Origin of the sequence: Micromonospora sp. NPDC048999, from assembly GCF_040649295.1 — a bacterium.
GTDB lineage: Bacteria > Actinomycetota > Actinomycetes > Mycobacteriales > Micromonosporaceae > Micromonospora.
Genome location: NZ_JBEZFI010000009.1, coordinates 150,065 through 167,965, shown reverse-complemented (window position 1 = coordinate 167,965; position 17,901 = coordinate 150,065). Strand labels below are relative to the sequence as shown.

9 protein-coding genes are annotated in these 17,901 nt (G+C 73.6%); 7 read left to right on the top strand and 2 right to left on the bottom strand.

What is annotated here, in order from left to right; all coding sequences use genetic code 11:
* Positions 1-318: 318 nt before the first annotated feature.
* The 6 genes from AB0C02_RS14045 (at position 319) to AB0C02_RS14020 (ending at position 13,325) form a co-directional block, all read left to right on the top strand.
* The gene (locus tag AB0C02_RS14045) at positions 319-1,176 is read left to right on the top strand and encodes a DUF4132 domain-containing protein (protein ID WP_357547924.1); all 858 of its coding nucleotides are present in this window, start codon (positions 319-321) and stop codon (positions 1,174-1,176) included.
* A complete protein-coding gene (locus AB0C02_RS14040) occupies positions 1,173-6,104 on the top strand; it encodes a hypothetical protein (protein WP_357547922.1) in 4,932 nt (1,643 codons plus the stop codon). Before AB0C02_RS14045 ends, AB0C02_RS14040 begins: the two co-directional genes overlap by 4 nt.
* A gap of 47 nt (positions 6,105-6,151) precedes the next feature.
* Positions 6,152-7,342 (top strand): AAA family ATPase, encoded by a 1,191-nt coding sequence (locus tag AB0C02_RS14035; RefSeq protein ID WP_357547921.1) that lies wholly within the window; start codon positions 6,152-6,154, stop codon positions 7,340-7,342.
* On the top strand, positions 7,339-10,947 hold the full coding sequence (locus AB0C02_RS14030; RefSeq protein ID WP_357547918.1) for a DUF5682 family protein: 3,609 nt from the start codon (positions 7,339-7,341) through the stop codon (positions 10,945-10,947). Before AB0C02_RS14035 ends, AB0C02_RS14030 begins: the two co-directional genes overlap by 4 nt.
* Positions 10,944-12,866, top strand: coding sequence for a hypothetical protein (locus tag AB0C02_RS14025; protein WP_357547916.1), 1,923 nt, complete (start codon positions 10,944-10,946; stop codon positions 12,864-12,866). Before AB0C02_RS14030 ends, AB0C02_RS14025 begins: the two co-directional genes overlap by 4 nt.
* Positions 12,867-13,001: 135 nt before the next feature.
* Entirely contained in the window at positions 13,002-13,325 is a 324-nt protein-coding gene (locus AB0C02_RS14020) for a hypothetical protein (RefSeq protein WP_357547914.1), read from the top strand.
* A gap of 66 nt (positions 13,326-13,391) precedes the next feature.
* On the opposite strand, the gene aceB is transcribed toward AB0C02_RS14020, so the two are convergent.
* Together aceB and aceA are read right to left on the bottom strand one after the other, a co-directional pair.
* Positions 13,392-15,002: a malate synthase A gene (gene aceB / locus AB0C02_RS14015; RefSeq protein ID WP_357547912.1), complete on the bottom strand. Its 1,611-nt coding sequence runs from the start codon at positions 15,000-15,002 to the stop codon at positions 13,392-13,394.
* On the bottom strand, positions 14,999-16,270 hold the full coding sequence (aceA, locus tag AB0C02_RS14010) for an isocitrate lyase (RefSeq protein ID WP_357547910.1): 1,272 nt from the start codon (positions 16,268-16,270) through the stop codon (positions 14,999-15,001). The genes aceB and aceA overlap by 4 nt, the downstream gene beginning before the upstream one ends.
* A 227-nt stretch (positions 16,271-16,497) precedes the next feature.
* Here aceA and AB0C02_RS14005 point away from each other — a divergent pair, with 227 nt between their 5' ends.
* On the top strand, positions 16,498-17,892 hold the full coding sequence (locus AB0C02_RS14005; RefSeq protein ID WP_357547909.1) for a short-chain fatty acyl-CoA regulator family protein: 1,395 nt from the start codon (positions 16,498-16,500) through the stop codon (positions 17,890-17,892).
* The last annotated feature ends 9 nt before the right edge of the window (positions 17,893-17,901 follow it).

Sequence of the window (17,901 nt, the reverse complement as noted above, 5' to 3'; positions counted from 1 at the left end):
TGAGGAGACAGTACACACCCGATGATCGGCCGTCGGCACTCCTCTGGCCGGGTCGGCCAAGGCCGCTGCGCCACGCTCGTTTGGTGTGACCTAGGTCACCGCATTCGCCTTCCCGTCGGGCCGCACCTGACCATTCGCAGTGCCCCTGGGCTGGCCGGACCTGCGGCTCCCGTAGGTCCGATCGACCTCGTCCCGCTCGGCGCTCCCGCCGACGGATCTCGGTCGTGTCGGTCACTGCTGTTAGCGTGCCCTGCGTTGTCGATCGTGGCCGATTCCTCACGAAATCTGACTAATTCGCCACTGCGGAGGGTGTTCCTGATGGGCTGGCTGCCGGTGGGAGACTCGTACGAGATCTCCCTCGTGGATGGAAAGGTGGCGGCCCGCTCCACCGGCCCGCGGGCCACCGGCCGTCCACTGAAGACTCTGCCGAAAGTGTTGCGGGACGACCCCGAGGTGGACCGTTTGCGGCAGCTCGCCCAGTGGCTGGACCGGCACACCGCGGAATGCCTGGCCCGGGTCGACGCCTGGGTGGTGTCCTCGCTGCCGGTGCCGACCGGCCTGCTGGCCCGGGTCTGGCCGGACCCGGCCTGGCGGGACGCGCTGTGGGACCTCGTGGTGCTCGGGGACGACCCGGCTGAGCCAGGGTTCCTGCGGGACGTCACCGACACCGGTGACCTGCGCGTGGTCAACCTCGACGGGGAGACCGTCCGGCTCACGCCGGCCCACGCGACGCTACCCCACCCGGTGCGCCTGCCCGACCTGCCCGACCTGCGTGAGTTCGCCGACGAGTTGGACGTCACCCAGCGGGTCGAGCAGCTGCACCGGGGCACCTGGGGCAAGCCCACCAACCTGAAGGACCGGGACACCACGATCACCGACTTCCGCGGCGCCACGGTCCCCAACCGGCTGGCCGCCCGGGCCGCCACGCTCGGCTTCCGGGTCTCCGGCTCCCAGGTCAGGTGCCGGGTCTGGGAGGCCGGCCGCACGATCGAGGCGGCCATGTGGTTCGACGAGGACTACTGGGACTCCGAGGCGACCCTCGGCAACCTCTCCTGGTCGGTCGTGGACGGACCGACGCTGCGGTTGACCGAGGTCGGGCCGGTGGCCTGGTCGGAAGGAATGCGGATGGCGACGGCCCTGTCCGGCGCCGTAACGGGAACCGGGAAGAGGGCGTGACCGCGATGACGACCATGTCGGGCGAGGATTCGGCCGAGGGCCTGCTGTCCGCCGGCGCGGTGCTGCCGGCCGACACCGCCGGGGCCGGCGACCGGGCAGTGCCGCTCACCGCCCGCACCTACCGACACCCGGCCCTCGACGACCGGCTGGTGGTGCGCCTGGTCGACGCCGCCCTGGGTGAGGGCGAGGACATCGCCGTCGGGTTCCTCGGCCTGACACCGGGCGCCGAGCCGGCCCTCGTCGGGCTGGGCCCGCGTCGCCCGTTGGCCTTCCCCGAGTGGGTGCTGGTACACCATCCGGCGGACGGCCGGCACGCGTTGGCGGTGGTGCCGGAGTTGCAGAAGCTGGCCAAGCAGGTACGGTCGCGGCCGAAGGCCGCCCTGGACGGTCACCAGGCTGTCGCCGACCGGTTCGCCCGTACGCTGCCCCACTTCCTGCCGACGTTCTACGAGCAGGCGGCACGGGTGTTCCTGGCCGCCGGGCAGGACACCTACGCGACGCAACTGTTCAACAAGGCGCGCAAGGCGGAGGCGCAGCACGGCCTGCCGGTCGACCTGAACCGGCTGCACGAGGTCTACGTGGAGTTCGCGGCGGCAAAGGTGGTCTCCGCGACCGCGTTGGCCGGCTACGCGAAGGAACTGTCCGCGCAGTTGCCGGCCGACGCGGCGCTGGACCAGTTCTGCCGGCTGGCGCTGCGGGCCGCGGCCGCCGGCGTGGTTCCGTCTACCCAGTCGGCCAACGCGGTGAACCGGCTGGTCCGCACGGCCGCCAAGGCCGCCGGTAAGGCCGGCGCAGCCGCCGCCGATCGTGAGGCGGCCTACCTGACCGAGTTGCTCCGGCTGCCGGTGGCCGCCGAGGCGCCGGCCGGCTGGTGGAAGGTGCACCTGCCGGCGGTGACGGCCCTGGCGGGCCGGGATCCGGCGATCCGCGGTAGCCTGCTCGATCTGCTGCCCGCCGACCGGGACAACCTGGTCACCTGGCTGGCCCTGTTGACCGACACCGGGGCGCTCGCCGGCCTGTTCGACCCGGACGTGCCGGACACCGCCCGCCCGCAGGACGGTTCCGTCGGCTGGCTGCGCCGCTTCGTGAGCCGGGCCCACTCCGGCCACCGCCGCCGCCGGGTGGCGCAGCTGTACCCACTCGTCGAGCGGATGGCCGACCGGCTGCGCGCCGAACTGGCCGACAGCGGCGAGACCCTCACCGCCGACGGCGACCCGGACCTGCTCGACCTGCTGCTCGCCCTCGACCTGCCGGTGGCCCCACTGAAGGAGCGCGACATTCTGGACCTGGCGCACTGGGTCACGGCCGGGGGAGAGCGGGATCTGCGCGCCGTGGCCGGCGACGACCGGTTCACCGGGGCCCTGCGCCGTGGCCTCGACCAGCTCGACGACCAGCAGCACGCCCTGCGCCGAATGGTCGGGACGGCGGGTGTTCGGCCGTTGCTGGCCGACTGGCTACGGGCCCGGGTCCGCGACCGGTTCACCGCCGGACTGCCGTACCTGCCGGAGTCGGTGGACTGGCTGGGCAGGCTTCCGGTCGAGGCGCTGCGCCTGGTGTTCGCCGACCTCGACCAGCCCGGTGACCCCGGTCAGGGCGGCGATCTCGGGCTGGCCCTCGGCGTTGACCTCGCCGAGCACGTCGCCCGCAGCCTGCGCGGCGGGATCCTCGACGAGCTGGGCTGGCCGGAGTGGGAGTTGGCCTGGCAGGAGGTGACCGGTGGCGACCACAAGGTCGAGCTGACCGTGCAGGAAGCCTGGCCGTACCTGATCCTCGGCGGGCCGACCACGGTGCGCGTGCTCGGCGTCGAGGGCATCGTGCTCCGCCACGACCTGCGCATCCCCGCCGGCGACAGGTGGGGCGAGCCCAGCTACCACTACGTCGACGGCCAACTGCTGGTCTACTGGCGTTCCGAGGCGCTCGGCTACGACCTGCGCGGCTACTGGCACTCGTCACCCGGCGAGCCACAGCCCATCCTCGGCGATCGACACGGCCGGCAGGCGCGCCCGAGCGCGGTCACCCTGCCGCTGACCGACGGCGGGCGGACCACCGGCGACGGCGTGCTGCACGTCGGGGACACCGCTGTCCCGGCGGAGCTGCCAGTCATCACCGACGGCACCTCCTGCTGGGTCTTCCGCGCCGGCGAGGATGACGGCAAGCGCGGCTGGCACGAGTACGACCCGGCCAGCAACACCCACGGCCGGCGCAGCCTGCCCGGCTTCCTGGCCGACCTCCCGGTCGACGGAAGCCACCTCCGCGAGTCGGCCAGCTGGTTGCGGCCAGCCCCGTTCGACCGGGCCACTCCGGCCGCCGCTCCGGTGGACGGTCTGCTCGGCTGGCGGGTGGTCACCCTGCCCGACGGCTCGGTACGCGGCGAGGACCTTGCCGGTCGCACCGTCACCGTGGCCCTCGGGCAGGAGCCGATCGCGGCGCTGCTGCTGCCCGGCGACGACCGGCCACGGGCCGTCCTCAAGGGTTTCGTCCTGGTCGACGCGGACGGGGTGGTGTCGGCCGCCGGCGGGCCGCCGTCGAGCCGGGACTACACCCCCGAGGCGGTCCCGCTACCGGGGCCGCAGTTCCTCGGCAACCTGCTGCCCCGGGACCCGGCCGGCTCCACCGCCCTGCGCCGGATGGACCGGGACACCGCCGCCGCGCTGCTCAAGGCGGCCCTCGACGAGCGTCGTGCCACCCTGGCCGAGAGGACCGTACGGGCCGCCGGCGAAGACGAGAAGGACGCGCTGGTCGAACTGGTCCGCTCGACGTTGCCGGCGGTCAGCCACGACGCGGTGCTGGCCGGAGTGGCCGGGGTGCTGCGCCTGGCCGCCCGGGTCCGCACCGACCTGGACGCGGTGACCGAGCGGCTCGCCAAGTCGCTGTCCGCCCCGACAGCGGCGGCGCCCGCCGCAGACGGACCCACCGACGAGCAGCTCAACACGGCGCTGGACGGGCTGCGTGGCTCGGCCTACAGGGCGAAAAGCTTGACCCACGCCTTCACCCAGTTCCAGGCGTTCGCTGCCCAGCGGACCGCCGCCAGCGGAAGCGAACCCGTACGGCTGCACCTCGACGGACCGTCGCTGCCGGCCGCACTGGACTGGTGGTCCCTGCTCGGCGGTGTCGCGGCCGTCGCCTACCGGGCCGTCGCGGCGGTCACCCCCGACGAGCACCGGGAGACGCTGCGTACCCTGCTCACCGAGCTGGACCGGCTCGACCTGAGCACGGCGGCCGAGCCGGCCCGGTGGCGCCGGTTCAGGCTGCACCTGCTGGACGACGACCTGACCAACCCTGACGGCTCGCACCGGTACCCCGAGCCGGGCGTCCTGCCGTTGCCCGATGGGGCGTTCCTCGCCTTCCTCGACGCCACCGGAACGGCCACCGGCTACTTCTTCGAGGCGCTGTACCACGACCCGGCCGGCGCGTTCGCCGTGCCCGAGCCGTACACGGTGCACTCCTCGGCGCCGGTCGGTGACGAGCGGCCGGCCGGCTGGCTGGCCGGTTTCCTCGCCGAGTGGGTCGCACGCGGCCCGCTGCCCTGGCAGCCGGAGACGGCCGAGCGTTTCGCCGAGCTGACCGGCGTCACCGCCACCGCCGCGAAGCTGGTGCTTTCCGGCCTGCCCTACGTGGACTCGGCGCGCACCGTGCCCACCGAGCTGCGCAGGGCGCTCGGTGTCAAGCAGGCCGGTGAGGTCAAGCTGGCCTTCGGGGTGCTGCGAGAGGCCAGCCCGGAGATCCGGCGGGCCGTGGTCGCGGCGCTGCTGCCGGACGACCCGGCCCGGCTGTGGACCGACGGTCCGGACGTGACCGCCGCCGCGGCGGTCTGGAACGCCGCCGTGGGGCGCCGGATGGTGGTGCCCGAACAACTACTCGCCGGCGCGGCGCGCGCGTTTCGCACCGGCTGGAAACCCGCGAACGCGTTGCCGGCGCTGCTCGACCCGGCCCGTTCGGCCGAGCTGAGCACCGACCTGACCTTCGAGATTCGCGGCGACCGGGCCCGGCAGGTCGACGGCCGGGCGGCGGGCTTCACCGGTGAGGTGCTGCGCTCCACCGTCGCCCTGGCCGCCTGGGTCGCCCACCACATGCCGGCCGGTGACCCGTGCCGGGCCGCGCTGCCGGCAGCGCTGGCCGCGATCCGGGACCGGCTGGCCAACCCCGACCTGCTGCTCGACTTCGACCAGTACGTCTCCCTGCCCGCGTTTCGCCGGGTGGCGGGCAGCCCGTCGGAGACCGGCCCCGGTTGGGAACGGTACGGCGCCATCGTTCTGTCCACCTACGACAATCAACCGTCGCCCGCGCTGCGGCCGCACCTGCTCGACGCCGACGGGACGGACCCGTACCTGCCGGCGCTGCGGCAGGACGCGGCCCAGCCGTACCCAATGGAGATGGCGCTGCGACTGGTCCGCGACCCGCGGTTCGCGGCGCTGCTGGGCGATCCGGGTGAGCCGGACGGCGGCGCGCGGGAGGCCGACGGGACCTGGTGGCCGCAGGATCCGACCCGGTCGGTGCCCGACCTGGTCGCCGAGGTGGCCGGGGAACATGGCCTGGGCGTTGACGCGGCGGCGGTGTACCTGATGCTGCTGGCCATGCCGGACCCCACGGACCGCAACACGGCGAAGTGGACCGGCTGGAAACCGGCCCGGCTCAAGGCGGCCCGGGCCGAACTGGCCGGCACCGACCTGGTCGTCGAGGCCAGCCGGTCCCGGGCCGGCCGGTCGCTGTTCCTGCCTGGCCGGTGGCTGGAGCGCGGCAGCGGGCAGGCCCCGATCGAGGGCTGGAAGATCCCTCTGTTCGACCTCGCCCCCGACGGTACGGCCGCGCTCGGCGTGACCGCGCCGTTCGAACCGGCCGCCGGCTGCTACCGCCGGGCCTGGCAACGGCTGCGCGACGGCGACCGGCCCCGTTTCGACGACCTGCCCACCCGCGGCACCCGCCGCTGACCCCTGTCCCCAACACCCATCCGAGCCAGAGAGATCGAGGACCACCCGTGACCGTGACGGAACACGTCCGCCCCACCACGGCGCCGGAGACCGCCGCCCAGGTTCTCTCCGCCGAACAGCGGTACGCCGACGAACTGACCTTCCTGGCCGCGTACGACGACGGGCCCCGGCCACCGGGCTGGGCGCTGACCCCGCGCGCCGTGGTCACCTTCATCCAGGGCAGCAACGGCGAGGTGTTGAAGCTGCCCGCCGACCAGCGCACCGGTCCGGACGGCACCGCACTGCCGGCCAGCATGACCATCCCGGCGAAGTTCGTCGGTGAGCGGAGCCTGGTCGAGCGGTGCGTGGTCACCCTCGCCGGTGAGCGGGGCCTGCTGCTGGTCGGCGAGCCCGGCACCGCCAAGTCGATGCTGTCCGAGCTGCTCGCCGCCGCCGTGTGCGGCACCAGCGCGCTGACCGTGCAGGGCACCGCCGGCACCACCGAGGACGCCCTCCGGTACGGCTGGAACTACGCCCTGCTGCTCGCCCAGGGCCCGACCCCGCAGGCGTTGGTCGACTCGCCGGTGCTGACCGCGATGCGTACCGGTCGGGTGGTCCGGATCGAGGAGGTCACCCGCTGCCTGCCCGAGGTGCAGGACGCGCTCGTGTCCATCCTGTCCGACCGGAGGATGAACGTGCCGGAGCTGGCCGGCACCGAGGACGGCCTGATCCGCGCGGTGCCCGGGTTCACCGTGATCGCCACCGCCAACCTGCGGGACCGGGGCGTGTCGGAGATGTCCTCGGCCCTCAAACGCCGGTTCAACTTCGAGACGATCCACCCGATCTCGGACGCGGACACCGAGACCGACCTGGTCCGCCGGCAGGCCACCGCCGCCGTGCAGCGGGCCGGCGCGACGTACACGGTGGACGATGCGGTGCTGGACGCCCTGGTCACCGTGTTCCGCGATCTGCGTTCCGGCCGGTCGGGCGAGGGCTGGGACGTGGAACGTCCCGGCACGGTGATGTCCACCGCCGAGGCGGTGCAGGTGGCGGTGTCGCTCGGCCTGGCCGCCGCGTACCTGCCCGGCGGAGACACGCTCGACCTGGTGCCCGGGCACCTGCTCGGTGTGGTCCGAAAGGACGACCAGGACGACCACGCCCGGCTGCTCGGCTACTGGGACGGCCCGGTCCGCCGCCGCGCCGAGGACGGCTCGGCGATGTGGCGCCGGCTCTGGGACCTGCGGGGGAGCCTCAGGTGACGACTCTCGCCAGCCCGCCGACCGCCGACCCGGTGACGGCCGACCCCCGAGCGGTGGTCGACGCGCTCGCCGGTTCGCTGCGGCCGTACCTGATCGGGGTGCGGCACCACAGCCCGGCTCTGGCGGCGGTGATTCCGGCACTGCTGGACGCCGTCGAGGCCGAGGTGGTCTGTGTCGAACTGCCGGCCGACTTCCAGCGCTGGCTGCCGTACCTGTCCGACCCGGCCGCCCGGGCCCCGCTGGCCCTGGTCGGCAGCCACGGCGCGAACGGCCCGACCAGCTTCTACCCGTTCGCCGACTTCTCCCCGGAGCTGGCCGCGATCCGCTGGGCCCGGCAGCGCGGCGTCGAGGTGGTGTGCTGCGACCTGCCACTGGCCGACCCCGGCTGGACCGCCGATTCGGCCACCTGCGCCGAGCCGACCGCCGCTCCCGCCCCGGACGCCGGTGAGCCGGTGTCCGACCCACACCGGTCCTACGCCGCCGCGCTCAGCGCCAGCGGCACCGGCCGCGACGGCGACGACCTGTGGGACCGGGTGGTCGAAGTGCGCGCCCCGGGCTGCCAGCCCGAGGCGATCCGCCGGGCCGCCCTGGGCGTCGGCTGGGCGATGCGTGCCGACAGCGCCAGCGGCGACGGCGTACCAGCCCGCGACCTGGCCCGCGAGCAACACATGCGCCGGGTGCTGGCCGAGGCCGGCGCGGACGGCCGGCGGGTCGCCGCCATCATCGGCGCCTTCCACGCCCCGGCCCTGCTCGCCGTCCCGAGCGGTGCCGTCCCGACCGGTGTCGTCCGGTCCGTGACGCCCCCGCCCGAGCCGGCCACCACCAACGGCGGCGGTGCCGTCATCACCTCGCTGGTGCCGTACGCGTTCGACCTGCTCGACTCCCGGTCCGGATACCCGGCCGGGATCCGCGACCCGCGCTGGCAGCAGTCCATCCTCACCGCAGCCGGCGACCCGGAGCAGATCCGGGCCGCCGCCGCCCGGGCGGTCACCGACCTGTGCCGGGAACTCCGCTCGACCGGTCACACCGCCGGCACCGGCGAGGCCGCCGAAACGGTACGGCTGGCCGGCGACCTGGCCCGACTGCGGAACCTACCCGCCCCCGGCCGGGGCGAGGTGCTGGAGGCGGTGACCACTGTGCTCGGCCAGGGTGAACTGCTCGGCCGCGGCCGAGCGCTGGCCACCGCGCTGGAGACCGTGCTGGTCGGCACCGAGCGGGGCCGAATCGCCCCCGGTACGCCCCGCTCCGGGCTCGGCCCCGCGGCCGAGGCGGAACTCACCGCGCTACGGCTGCCAAACCCCGACAGCCCGAAGGCCCGCGAGGTCCGGCTCGACCCGCTACGCACCGACCTGGACGGGCGAAGGGAGATCCTGCTGCAACGCCTCCAGGTCTGCGGCGTCGGCTACGGCGAGCCGATCGCCGTGTCCGGCACCGGCGACGGCGCCGCCCTGACCACCCGCTGGCAACTGGCCTGGACACCATCGGTGGCGGCCCGGCTGGACCTGGTCGGCGTACGTGGGGTGACCGCGGCGCTGGCTGCGGCCGGCACCCTGCGGGAGCGGTTCCGCCGGGAGGCCACCGACGGCGGACCCACCGCCGCGCAGCTGCTCACCGGGCTACGCGACGCCGCCCGGTGCGACCTGCCCGAGCTGGTGACCGACCGGCTCGAGTTGGCCACCGTGGTGCTGCCGGACACCGGCACGCTGCCCGAACTGCTGGCCGCGTTGGACCTGCTGGAGGCGCTGCGCCGGGAACACCTGCCCGGCACCACCGCCGAGAGCCGAGCCCGGGCAGCCGACCTGCCCGGTGTGCTGCTCGACGCGGCGGTCCGCGGGCTGCCCGGCCTGGCCGGCAGCGACGCCGCGGCCGACGCCGCCGCGCTGGTCGACCTCGCGGTCCGGGCCGGCGACGACCGGCTCGGCCTGCGCCTCGACGACGCCCTCGGCTACCTGACCCGGGCGGGTTCGCCGCTGATCCAGGGCGCCGCGCTGGCCGCCCGGGTGCTGCTCGACCTGACCGACCTGCAGACCCTGGGCACTCGGATGGCGGGCTGGATCGACGCGGCGACCGGACCGGACGCCCGGCGGCACCTGCACGGGCAGCTCGCTGGTCTGCTCACCGCGGCGCACCCGCTGCTGCAGTCCGCCCCGGCCGCGCTGGACCCGCTGCTGGAACGGATCGAACGCCTCCCCGACGCCGACTTCCTGGACCGGCTGCCGGCGCTGCGCGGCGGGTTCGACGTGCTCACCCCGGCGGCCCGGGACCGGCTGCTGCACACCATCGCCGACCGGCTCGGCGACCGGCTCGACCTGGTCCTGTCCGCCTCGCCCGAGCTGCTGGCCCGCTGGTCCGCCGCGGACGCGGCCGGCCGGGCCGCCCTGGTCGCCCGCCACATCCCGATTCCCGGCACGCGCACCGCCGACGTCGAACCCGGGTCGGACCCGCCGGCCGGCTCCGCCGACACCGAACCCGGGTCGGACCCGCCGGCCGCCCGGCTCACCCCCACGGACCGGTGGCGGCTGCTGCTCGGTCGCCAACCCGACCGGTTGCCGGCCGACGCCCGCCGCTACGCCCGCGCCCTGGACGAGCTGTACGGGGCGGGCCAGGGCGAAGGCGGCACCGACCTCGGCCAGGCCGCCGCCGGCGGCCAGGAAGCCTCCTTCCCGACCGCACGCGAGTGGGCCGCCGAACTCGAAGCGCTCTTCGGCACCGCAGTACGCGAGGAGGTCATCGCCCGGGCGGCCGAAAACGGTCGCAGCGACGTGCTCACCGAACTCGACCCCGCCGCGGTCCGCCCCTCGATGGAACTGCTGACCACGGTGCTGTCGCTGGCCGGTGGCCTGCCCGAGGGACACCTGGCCAAACTCCGGCCACTGGTGCGACGGCTGGTCGAGGAGCTGACCAAACAGCTGACCACTCACCTGCGTCCAGCGCTGACCGGGCTGACCAACCCGCGCCCATCCCGCCGTCCCGGCGGCCGGATCAACCTCGCCCGTACGCTTCGAGCGAACCTGGCCCACACCCAGCGGCTCGACGACGGCCGCACGGTGGTGATGCCGCAACGCCCGATCTTCAACACCCGCACCCGTGCCGCAGCCGACTGGCGACTGGTGCTGGTGGTCGACGTGTCCGGCTCGATGGAGGCGTCCGTGGTGTGGTCGGCGTTGACCGCCGCCGTGCTGGCCGGGGTGCCCACCCTGTCCACCCACTTCCTCGCCTTCTCCACCGAGGTCGTCGACCTGACCGACCGGGTCGACGACCCGCTGTCGCTGCTGCTGGAGGTACGCGTCGGCGGCGGTACGCACATCGCCGCCGGGCTGGCCCACGCCCGCTCGCTGGTGACCGTGCCCAGCCGCACCATCGTGGCCGTGGTCAGCGACTTCGAGGAGGGCTACCCGCTGGCCGGGCTGCTCGGCGAAGTCCGCACGCTGGCCAGCTCCGGCGTGCATCTGCTCGGCTGCGCCGCGCTGAACGACAGCGGAGTGCCCTGCTATTCGATACCGGTCGCCGAGCAGCTCGTCGCGGCCGGGATGCCGGTCGCCGCCCTCAGCCCGCTCGAACTCGCCCGTTGGGTGGGCGACCGTATCCGCGGAGGAGCACGTTGACGCACCGCACACCCACCACGGACACCGACCGCCTGCCGCCCGTGTTACCCGTGGTCGCCGCCGCGGCGGTCGCGGCCCTACCATCCCGGCTGCACAAGCGGCTGGACGCCACCGTCGAACGGCTGGCCGGGGTACCAGTCGGCCCGGCCGACGGCGGCGTGTCGATCGACTGCGGCGCCGAGGCCCTGGTCACCCTGATGCCCGGGCCGACCGGCGCGGTCACGGACCCGCAGCAGGCGCGGTGCAGTTGTCTACTGTCGCCCCGCTGCCTGCACCGGACCGCGATCCTGGTCGCCTGCCCGGTCGCCGACCCGGCCACCCATTCCGATTCGGCGTCCCCCACCGCGCCATCCACTCACGACAGCCCCGGCCCGGCCGCCGAGCGGACCGGGCGAACCGGAAAATCCTCACGGACCGCCGCCGGTCGCACCGGCCGGAGCACGGCACCGACCAAGGCCCAACAGGCCGCCGCCGACGCGCTGTGGCGGGCCGCCGCCGGGGTGCTCGCCGCTGGTGTGCCGGCCGCCGGCGCGGTACCCCAGGCCGAACTGCTGCGGGCCGCCCACAGCGCCCGACTGGCCGGCCTGCCACGGGCCGAGAACGCCGCGCTGCGCACGGTACGAGGCCTGCGCGCCCACCGAGAACGACAGGCCGGCCACCGGCAGGCCGAGCTTGTCGAGGTGCTGCACGACCTGCTGTACGTGGCCGGCCGGCTGGCCGCCGGCGATCCCGACCCGGGGCTGGTCGGCATCCTCCGGCGGGCCTACCAGCCGGACGGCACGCTGGAGGTGTACGGCGGCTGCCGCGAACCGGTGATCAGCGCGACCGGGTACGCCGGGGTGGTCACCCACCTGGTCACCGCCGACGGGCGCCAGCTTTCCTTCGCCGACGTGAAACCGGGCGGCCCGGAGCGGGCACGAGACGGCGCCCGCACGGTCACCGAGATGGGCGCGGTCGCGGTCAACCACGCGACCCTGGCGCGCGGCGGCCTGCGGATCAGCGGCACCACCGTCTCCCCGGACGGCCGGCTCGGCGCCGGCCAGGGAATCCGGGCCACCCCGCTCACCGGGACCGACTGGTCCGCCGCACCGCTGGCGGAACTGTTCGCCCGCCCGCTCGCCGAGGTGGTGACCGCCCAACTCGCCGCCGACGATGCGCAGGCTCCCGCCCCGGCCGGGACCGCGCTGGTCGGCGGTGACCTGATGGTGGTGGGTGCCGTCGGTGGTCAGGTACTGGCACGCGAGTTGGCGCCCGCCACCGACGCCGGACCGGACCGTGTCCCGGTGCCGGATGGGCCGGTGATCCGGCTGGCACCGGCCAACTCCCACCCGATGCTGGCCCACGTGACCAACCTGCGGCGGCTGGCCTCCTGGCCGGGCCTGCAGCTCCGGGTGGTCGGCCGGCTGGACCCGGATCGGGCCAGCACGCTGCGCCCGCTCGCGGTCGGCCCGGTGCCCGGTGCCGCCACGACACTCCGGTTGCCCACAGACTGGCACGGCCGAGCGGACCTCGGCTACGACGAGATCCAGGGCGGTCACCTACCGCCGCGCGACCCTGCCGCGATGCTCGAACCGGTCCTCGCCGTCGGCGCCGACGCGGTTGCGGAATCCCCGCTGTGGCGGGTTCGGCGGCTGGTGGAGCTGGCGGTTTCCGGCGGTCGCCGCGCCGTCGCCGAGGCAGCTCGCGGCGAGCGCGCCGGTCTGGCTGGTCCGCTGCGCCGCAGCGGCTTCATCACCGCCGCCGCAGTCGCCGACGCGCTCGCTGACGAGTCCGACCGGCGCGGCCGGGACGCGTTCGGCCGGCTTACCGATCCCGACCCGAACCGGTACGCCTGGGCCTGGCTCGCCGCGACCGCCCACCTCGCCGCCGCCGAGCGGGAGCTGATCCGGTCCTCCTGGACCACCCCGCCCGTCGGTTGACCTGCCGGGCATCCGGTGTTGCGCCTCGGCCCCCGCCCGAACCCCGGGTGGGCGCGCCGGCGCGGCGAAACAATTTCAGACTGCCGCCGACACCCCGCCGCCGCCGGCACCGCAGTTGACCGGCACGATGGGCGGGTGAAGGTGGAGCTGCTGGTGGTTGAGGACTGCCCGAACGAAGGCCCGGCCGCCGCCGTGGTGCGCCGCGCACTCGACGAAATAGGCCTGTCGACGGTGCAGGTCACCATCCGGGTGGTGACCAGCCAGGCCGAGGCCGAGCAGATCGGCTTCCTCGGCTCACCCAGCGTCCTCATCAACGGTCAGGATCCGTTCGCCGAGCCCGACCACAGCCCGGCGATGGCGTGCCGGCTCTACCGCGACGACACCACCGTCTCGGGCGTACCGCCGATCCGGCGCCTGCGCCAGGCGCTCAAACAGGCCGCCGCCCCCACCGCGCAGTGACCTCTCGGACCGGAGCCGGGAAGGCCCTGGCGGCTCTTCCCGGCTCCGGCGCGGCGCCGTTCGCCGTCAGCCGACCGACCCGGCGGTCCTCCGGTTCGGACCGAGGTGCCGGGCGTACGCGCCGGTGGTGAAGAACGCGGGCAGGTCCTCGCCGAGCGCGGTGTCCTCGACGATCCGGGCGGCCTGCTCGGCGCGATCGTGGTCGCCGCCCACGCGTCCCGCGGCCAGTGCGGCCAGTTCCTCGGCGAGGATAGACCGGACCAGTTCGTCCGTCACGCAGCCGCCACCGGCCAGCGGAGTGCGGTGGTGCACCCACTGCCAGACCTGGCACCGGGCGATCTCGGCGGTGGCCGCGTCCTCCATCAGGTTCCACAGGGCGACCGCGCCGACCCCGCCGAGCCAGGCGTCGATGTAGCGCAGCGCGACCGCGACGTTGGACCGCAGGCCCGCGGTGGTGACCTGGCCCGGGGTCTTGTCGACGGCGAGCAGGTCGGCGGCGGTGACCTCGACATCGTCCCGGAGCCGGTCGAGCTGGTTCGGGCGGTCGCCCAGCACCGCGTCGAACTCCTCCCGGCACGTCTCAACAAGACCCGGGTGGGCGACCCAGGAGCCGTCGAACCCGTCGCCGGCCTCCCGCCGCTTGTCCGCCCGCACCCGGCCGAGGGCCATCTCGTTGACCTCGGGGTCCCGGCTGGGGATGAACGCGGCCATCCCGCCGATCGCGTGCGCGCCGCGCCGGTGACAGGTATGCACGAGCAGTTCGGTGTAGGCGCGCATGAACGGCACCGTCATGGTGACCTCGGACCGGTCCGGCAGGACGAAGTCCGGCCACTGCCCGAAGTTCTTGATCACGCTGAAGATGTAGTCCCACCGCCCGGCGTTCAGTCCCGCCGAGTGCTCCCGCAGCTCGTACAGGATCTCCTCCATCTCGAAGGCGGCAGTGATCGTCTCGATCAGCGTGGTGGCCCGGATGGTGCCCTGCGGCAGGCCCAGGTGACGCTGGGCGAAGACGAAGATGTCATTCCACAGCCGTGCCTCGCGGTGGCTTTCCAGCTTCGGCAGGTAGAAGTACGGCCCGGCGCCGGCGTCGAGCTGCCGCCGCGCGCAGTGGAACAGGTAGAGCCCGAAGTCGACCAGGCTGGCCGAGATCGGCCGCCCGTCCACCGCGATCCCCTTCTCCACGAGGTGCCAGCCGCGTGGCCGGACCACGATCGTGGCCAGCTCGTCACCGAGGGCGTACCGCTTGCCGCGTGGGTCGGTGAAGTCGATCCGGCGATCCAGCGCGTCGATCAGGTTGAGCTGGCCGGCGATAACGTTGTGCCAGGTCGGGGCGGTGGCGTCCTCGAAGTCGGCGAGCCACACCTTCGCCCCCGAGTTGAGGGCGTTGACGGTCATCTTCCGGTCGGTCGGTCCGGTGATCTCGACCCGCCTGTCCATTAGCCCGGGTGCGGGCGGCGCGACCCGCCAGGTGGGGTCGGCGCGGATCTCGGCGGTCTCAGGGAGGAAGTCGGGCAGCTGACCGGTGGCGTACCGGTCGCGGCGGGCCCGCCGGGTGTCCAGCAGCGCGACCCGTCGGGCGGCGAACTCGCTGTCCAGCGCGACCAGGAACTCCAGCGCCCCGGCGGTGAGGACTTCGTCGAATCGTTCGGCCAGCGGGCCGATGACCTCGTACCTCACGCGAACTGCTCCTGCTCGGTCGAGCCGCGCAGGGCGGTGGTCTCGGCGGCCGGGTTGAGCACGGTGCTGATCAGGTCGAAGTAGCCGGTGCCCACCTCGCGCTGGTGCTTGACGGCGGTGTAGCCGGTCGGCTCGGCGGCGAACTCCCGCTCCTGCAGCGCCACGTAGGCGGACATTCCGTCGGCGGCATAGCCACGGGCCAGGTCGAACATCGAGTAGTTGAGCGCGTGGAAGCCGGCCAGGGTGATGAACTGGAACTTGTACCCCATGTGCCCCAGTTCCCGCTGGAACTTCGCGATGGTCGCGTCGTCGAGGTGCTTGCGCCAGTTGAACGACGGCGAGCAGTTGTAGGCGAGCAGCTGGTCCGGGTACTGGGCCTTGATCGCCTCGGCGAAGCGGCGCGCGACCTCCAGGTCCGGGGTGCTGGTCTCCATCCAGAGCAGATCGGCGTGCGGCGCGTACGCCAGGCCGCGGGCGATGCACGGCTCGACCCCGTTGCGTACCCGGTAGAAGCCCTCGCCGGTCCGCTCGCCGGTGACGAACGGCCGGTCCCGCTCGTCCACATCGGTGGTGAGCAGCGTGGCCGCCTGCGCGTCGGTGCGGGCGATGACCAGGGTCGGCACGCCGGCCACGTCGGCGGCGAGCCGCGCCGCCTCCAGGGTACGGATGTGCTGGCCGGTGGGGACGAGCACCTTCCCGCCCAGGTGGCCGCACTTCTTCTCGGCCGCGAGCTGGTCCTCCCAGTGCACGCCGGCCGCGCCGGCCGCGATCATCGCGGTCATCAGCTCGTACGCGCTGAGCGGGCCGCCGAAGCCGGCCTCGGCGTCGGCGACGATCGGCGCCAGCCAGCCGGTTCCGGTGTTGTCGCCCTCGACGGTGCTGATCTGGGCGGCGCGTAGCAGGGCGTTGTTGATCCGACGCACCACCGCGGGCACCGAGTTAACCGGGTAGAGGCTCTGGTCGGGGTAGGTCTGGCCGGCGAGGTTGGCGTCCGCGGCGACCTGCCAGCCAGAGAGGTAGATCGCCTTCAGGCCGGCCCGGACCATCTGCACGGCCTGGTTGCCGGTGAGCGCGCCCAGCGCGTGGATGTACTCCTCGCTGTGCAGCAGGCCCCACAGCCGGTCCGCCCCATGCCGGGCCAGGGTGTGTTCCTCCTGGATCGCCCCGCGCAGGCGTACCACGTCCTCCGCCCGGTAACTGCGCCGCACCCCCTGCCAACGCGGACTGGTCTCCCACTCGGTGCGCAACTGCTCAACGGCGTTCTGCATGATCTCGTCCCCTCGGATGTCGGTGACGCCGGCATTTCGGATATGCCCCTGGCGGCGTCGAACTCCATGCCGGTCCGGCGTGCCGCCAACGGTCACACGGCGCCGACGGCTGGTCGAGGGACGGAAAAAGCCAAGTTCTGAGAATTTCCCGCACCACTTTGCGAAGTTGTGAACCGCTATATTTTCACCCTGCAAATGGTGTCGGACCAGCGAAGACCAACAGGGAGGTGAGGGCGATCGCCAAGATCTTTGCGGGCGCCCGGCTGCGCCGCATGCGCGAAGACCGCGCTCTCAGCCAGTCGCACCTGGCCCGCCTGCTGACCATCTCACCCAGCTATCTCAACCAGATCGAACACGACTCCCGGCCGCTGACCGTCCCGGTGCTCATGCGCATCACCGAGGTGTTCGGCGTCGACCCGGCCGTCTTCGCCCCGCGGGACACCCCGAGGCTGGTCGCCGGGTTACGCGAGGCGCTCCCCGGGCGGGCAGGCGTCGCCGATCTCACCGAACTCGCCACCCGACTACCCGAGGTCGCGGAGGCTGTCATCGATCTGCACCGCCGGTACCGGCAGACGGACGAGCAACTCGCCGAGCTGCTCGGCGATCGCGAGACGATTGGCCGCAGTCCGCACGACCAGGTGACCGAGTTCTTCTACCGACGGCAGAACTACGTACCGGATCTGGACGAGGCGGCGGAGCGGCTGGCCGTGGCCATCGGATTCCGCCGAGGCGAGGTCCGAGCCGCACTACAGGACCGGCTCGCCCAGCGGCACGGCATTCTGGTCCGCCGCGACGACGCCGCCCTGCTCGGCGACGAACTACACCGCTACCGCCCGCAGGCCCGCACCCTGCACCTGTCGGCGTCGCTGCGCGCCGGGCAGGAAGCCATGCGGATGGCGGCGCAGATCGCGCTGCTGGAGTTCGCCGACCTGATCGACGAGATCGTGGAGGAGGAGCGGTTCGACGAGACGCAGACCCAGATCCTCACCCGGGTCGGGTTGGCGAACTACTTCGCCGCCGCACTCATCCTGCCGTACGAGCAGTTTCTGGCCGCGGCGGAGCAACGCCGGTACGACATCGACCTGCTCACCCAGCACTTCGCGATGGGCTGGGAGACGGTGTGTCACCGGCTCAGCACGCTGCAACGCCCCCGCGCGCGCGGTGTGCCGTTCTCGTTCGTCCGGGTCGACCGGGCCGGCAACATGTCCAAACGCCAGTCCGCCACCGGCTTCCCCTTCTCCCACACCGGCGGCACCTGCCCACTGTGGAACGTCTACGAGGCGTTCGGCTCGCCCGGCCGGGTCGTCGTACAGGTCGCCGCCATGCCCGACGGGCAACGTTACCTGTGGATCGCCCGCACCATCACCCGCCACCACGGCGGCTACAACCAGCCGGGAAAGGTCTACGCCATCGGGCTCGGTTGCGAGACCCGCCACGCAGGCCGGCTGGTCTACTCCGCCGGGATGGATCTGCACGCCGCAGAGGCCGCCACACCGATCGGCCCCGGCTGCAAGACCTGCGAGCGGATGACCTGCCCGCAACGGGCCGCCGCACCGATCAGCCGCCAACTCGACCTGGACGAGAACCGGAGCACCTTCATCCCGTACCCGTTGAAGGATTGAGCCGAGCCC

What these genes read in the sequence shown, in the direction of transcription:
- AB0C02_RS14045 (WP_357547924.1), top strand. Translation starts at nt 319, where the DNA reads ATGGGCTGGCTGCCGGTGGGAGACTCGTACGAGATCTCCCTCGTGGAT.
- aceA (WP_357547910.1), bottom strand. Translation starts at nt 16,270, where the DNA reads ATGCAGAACGCCGTTGAGCAGTTGCGCACCGAGTGGGAGACCAGTCCG.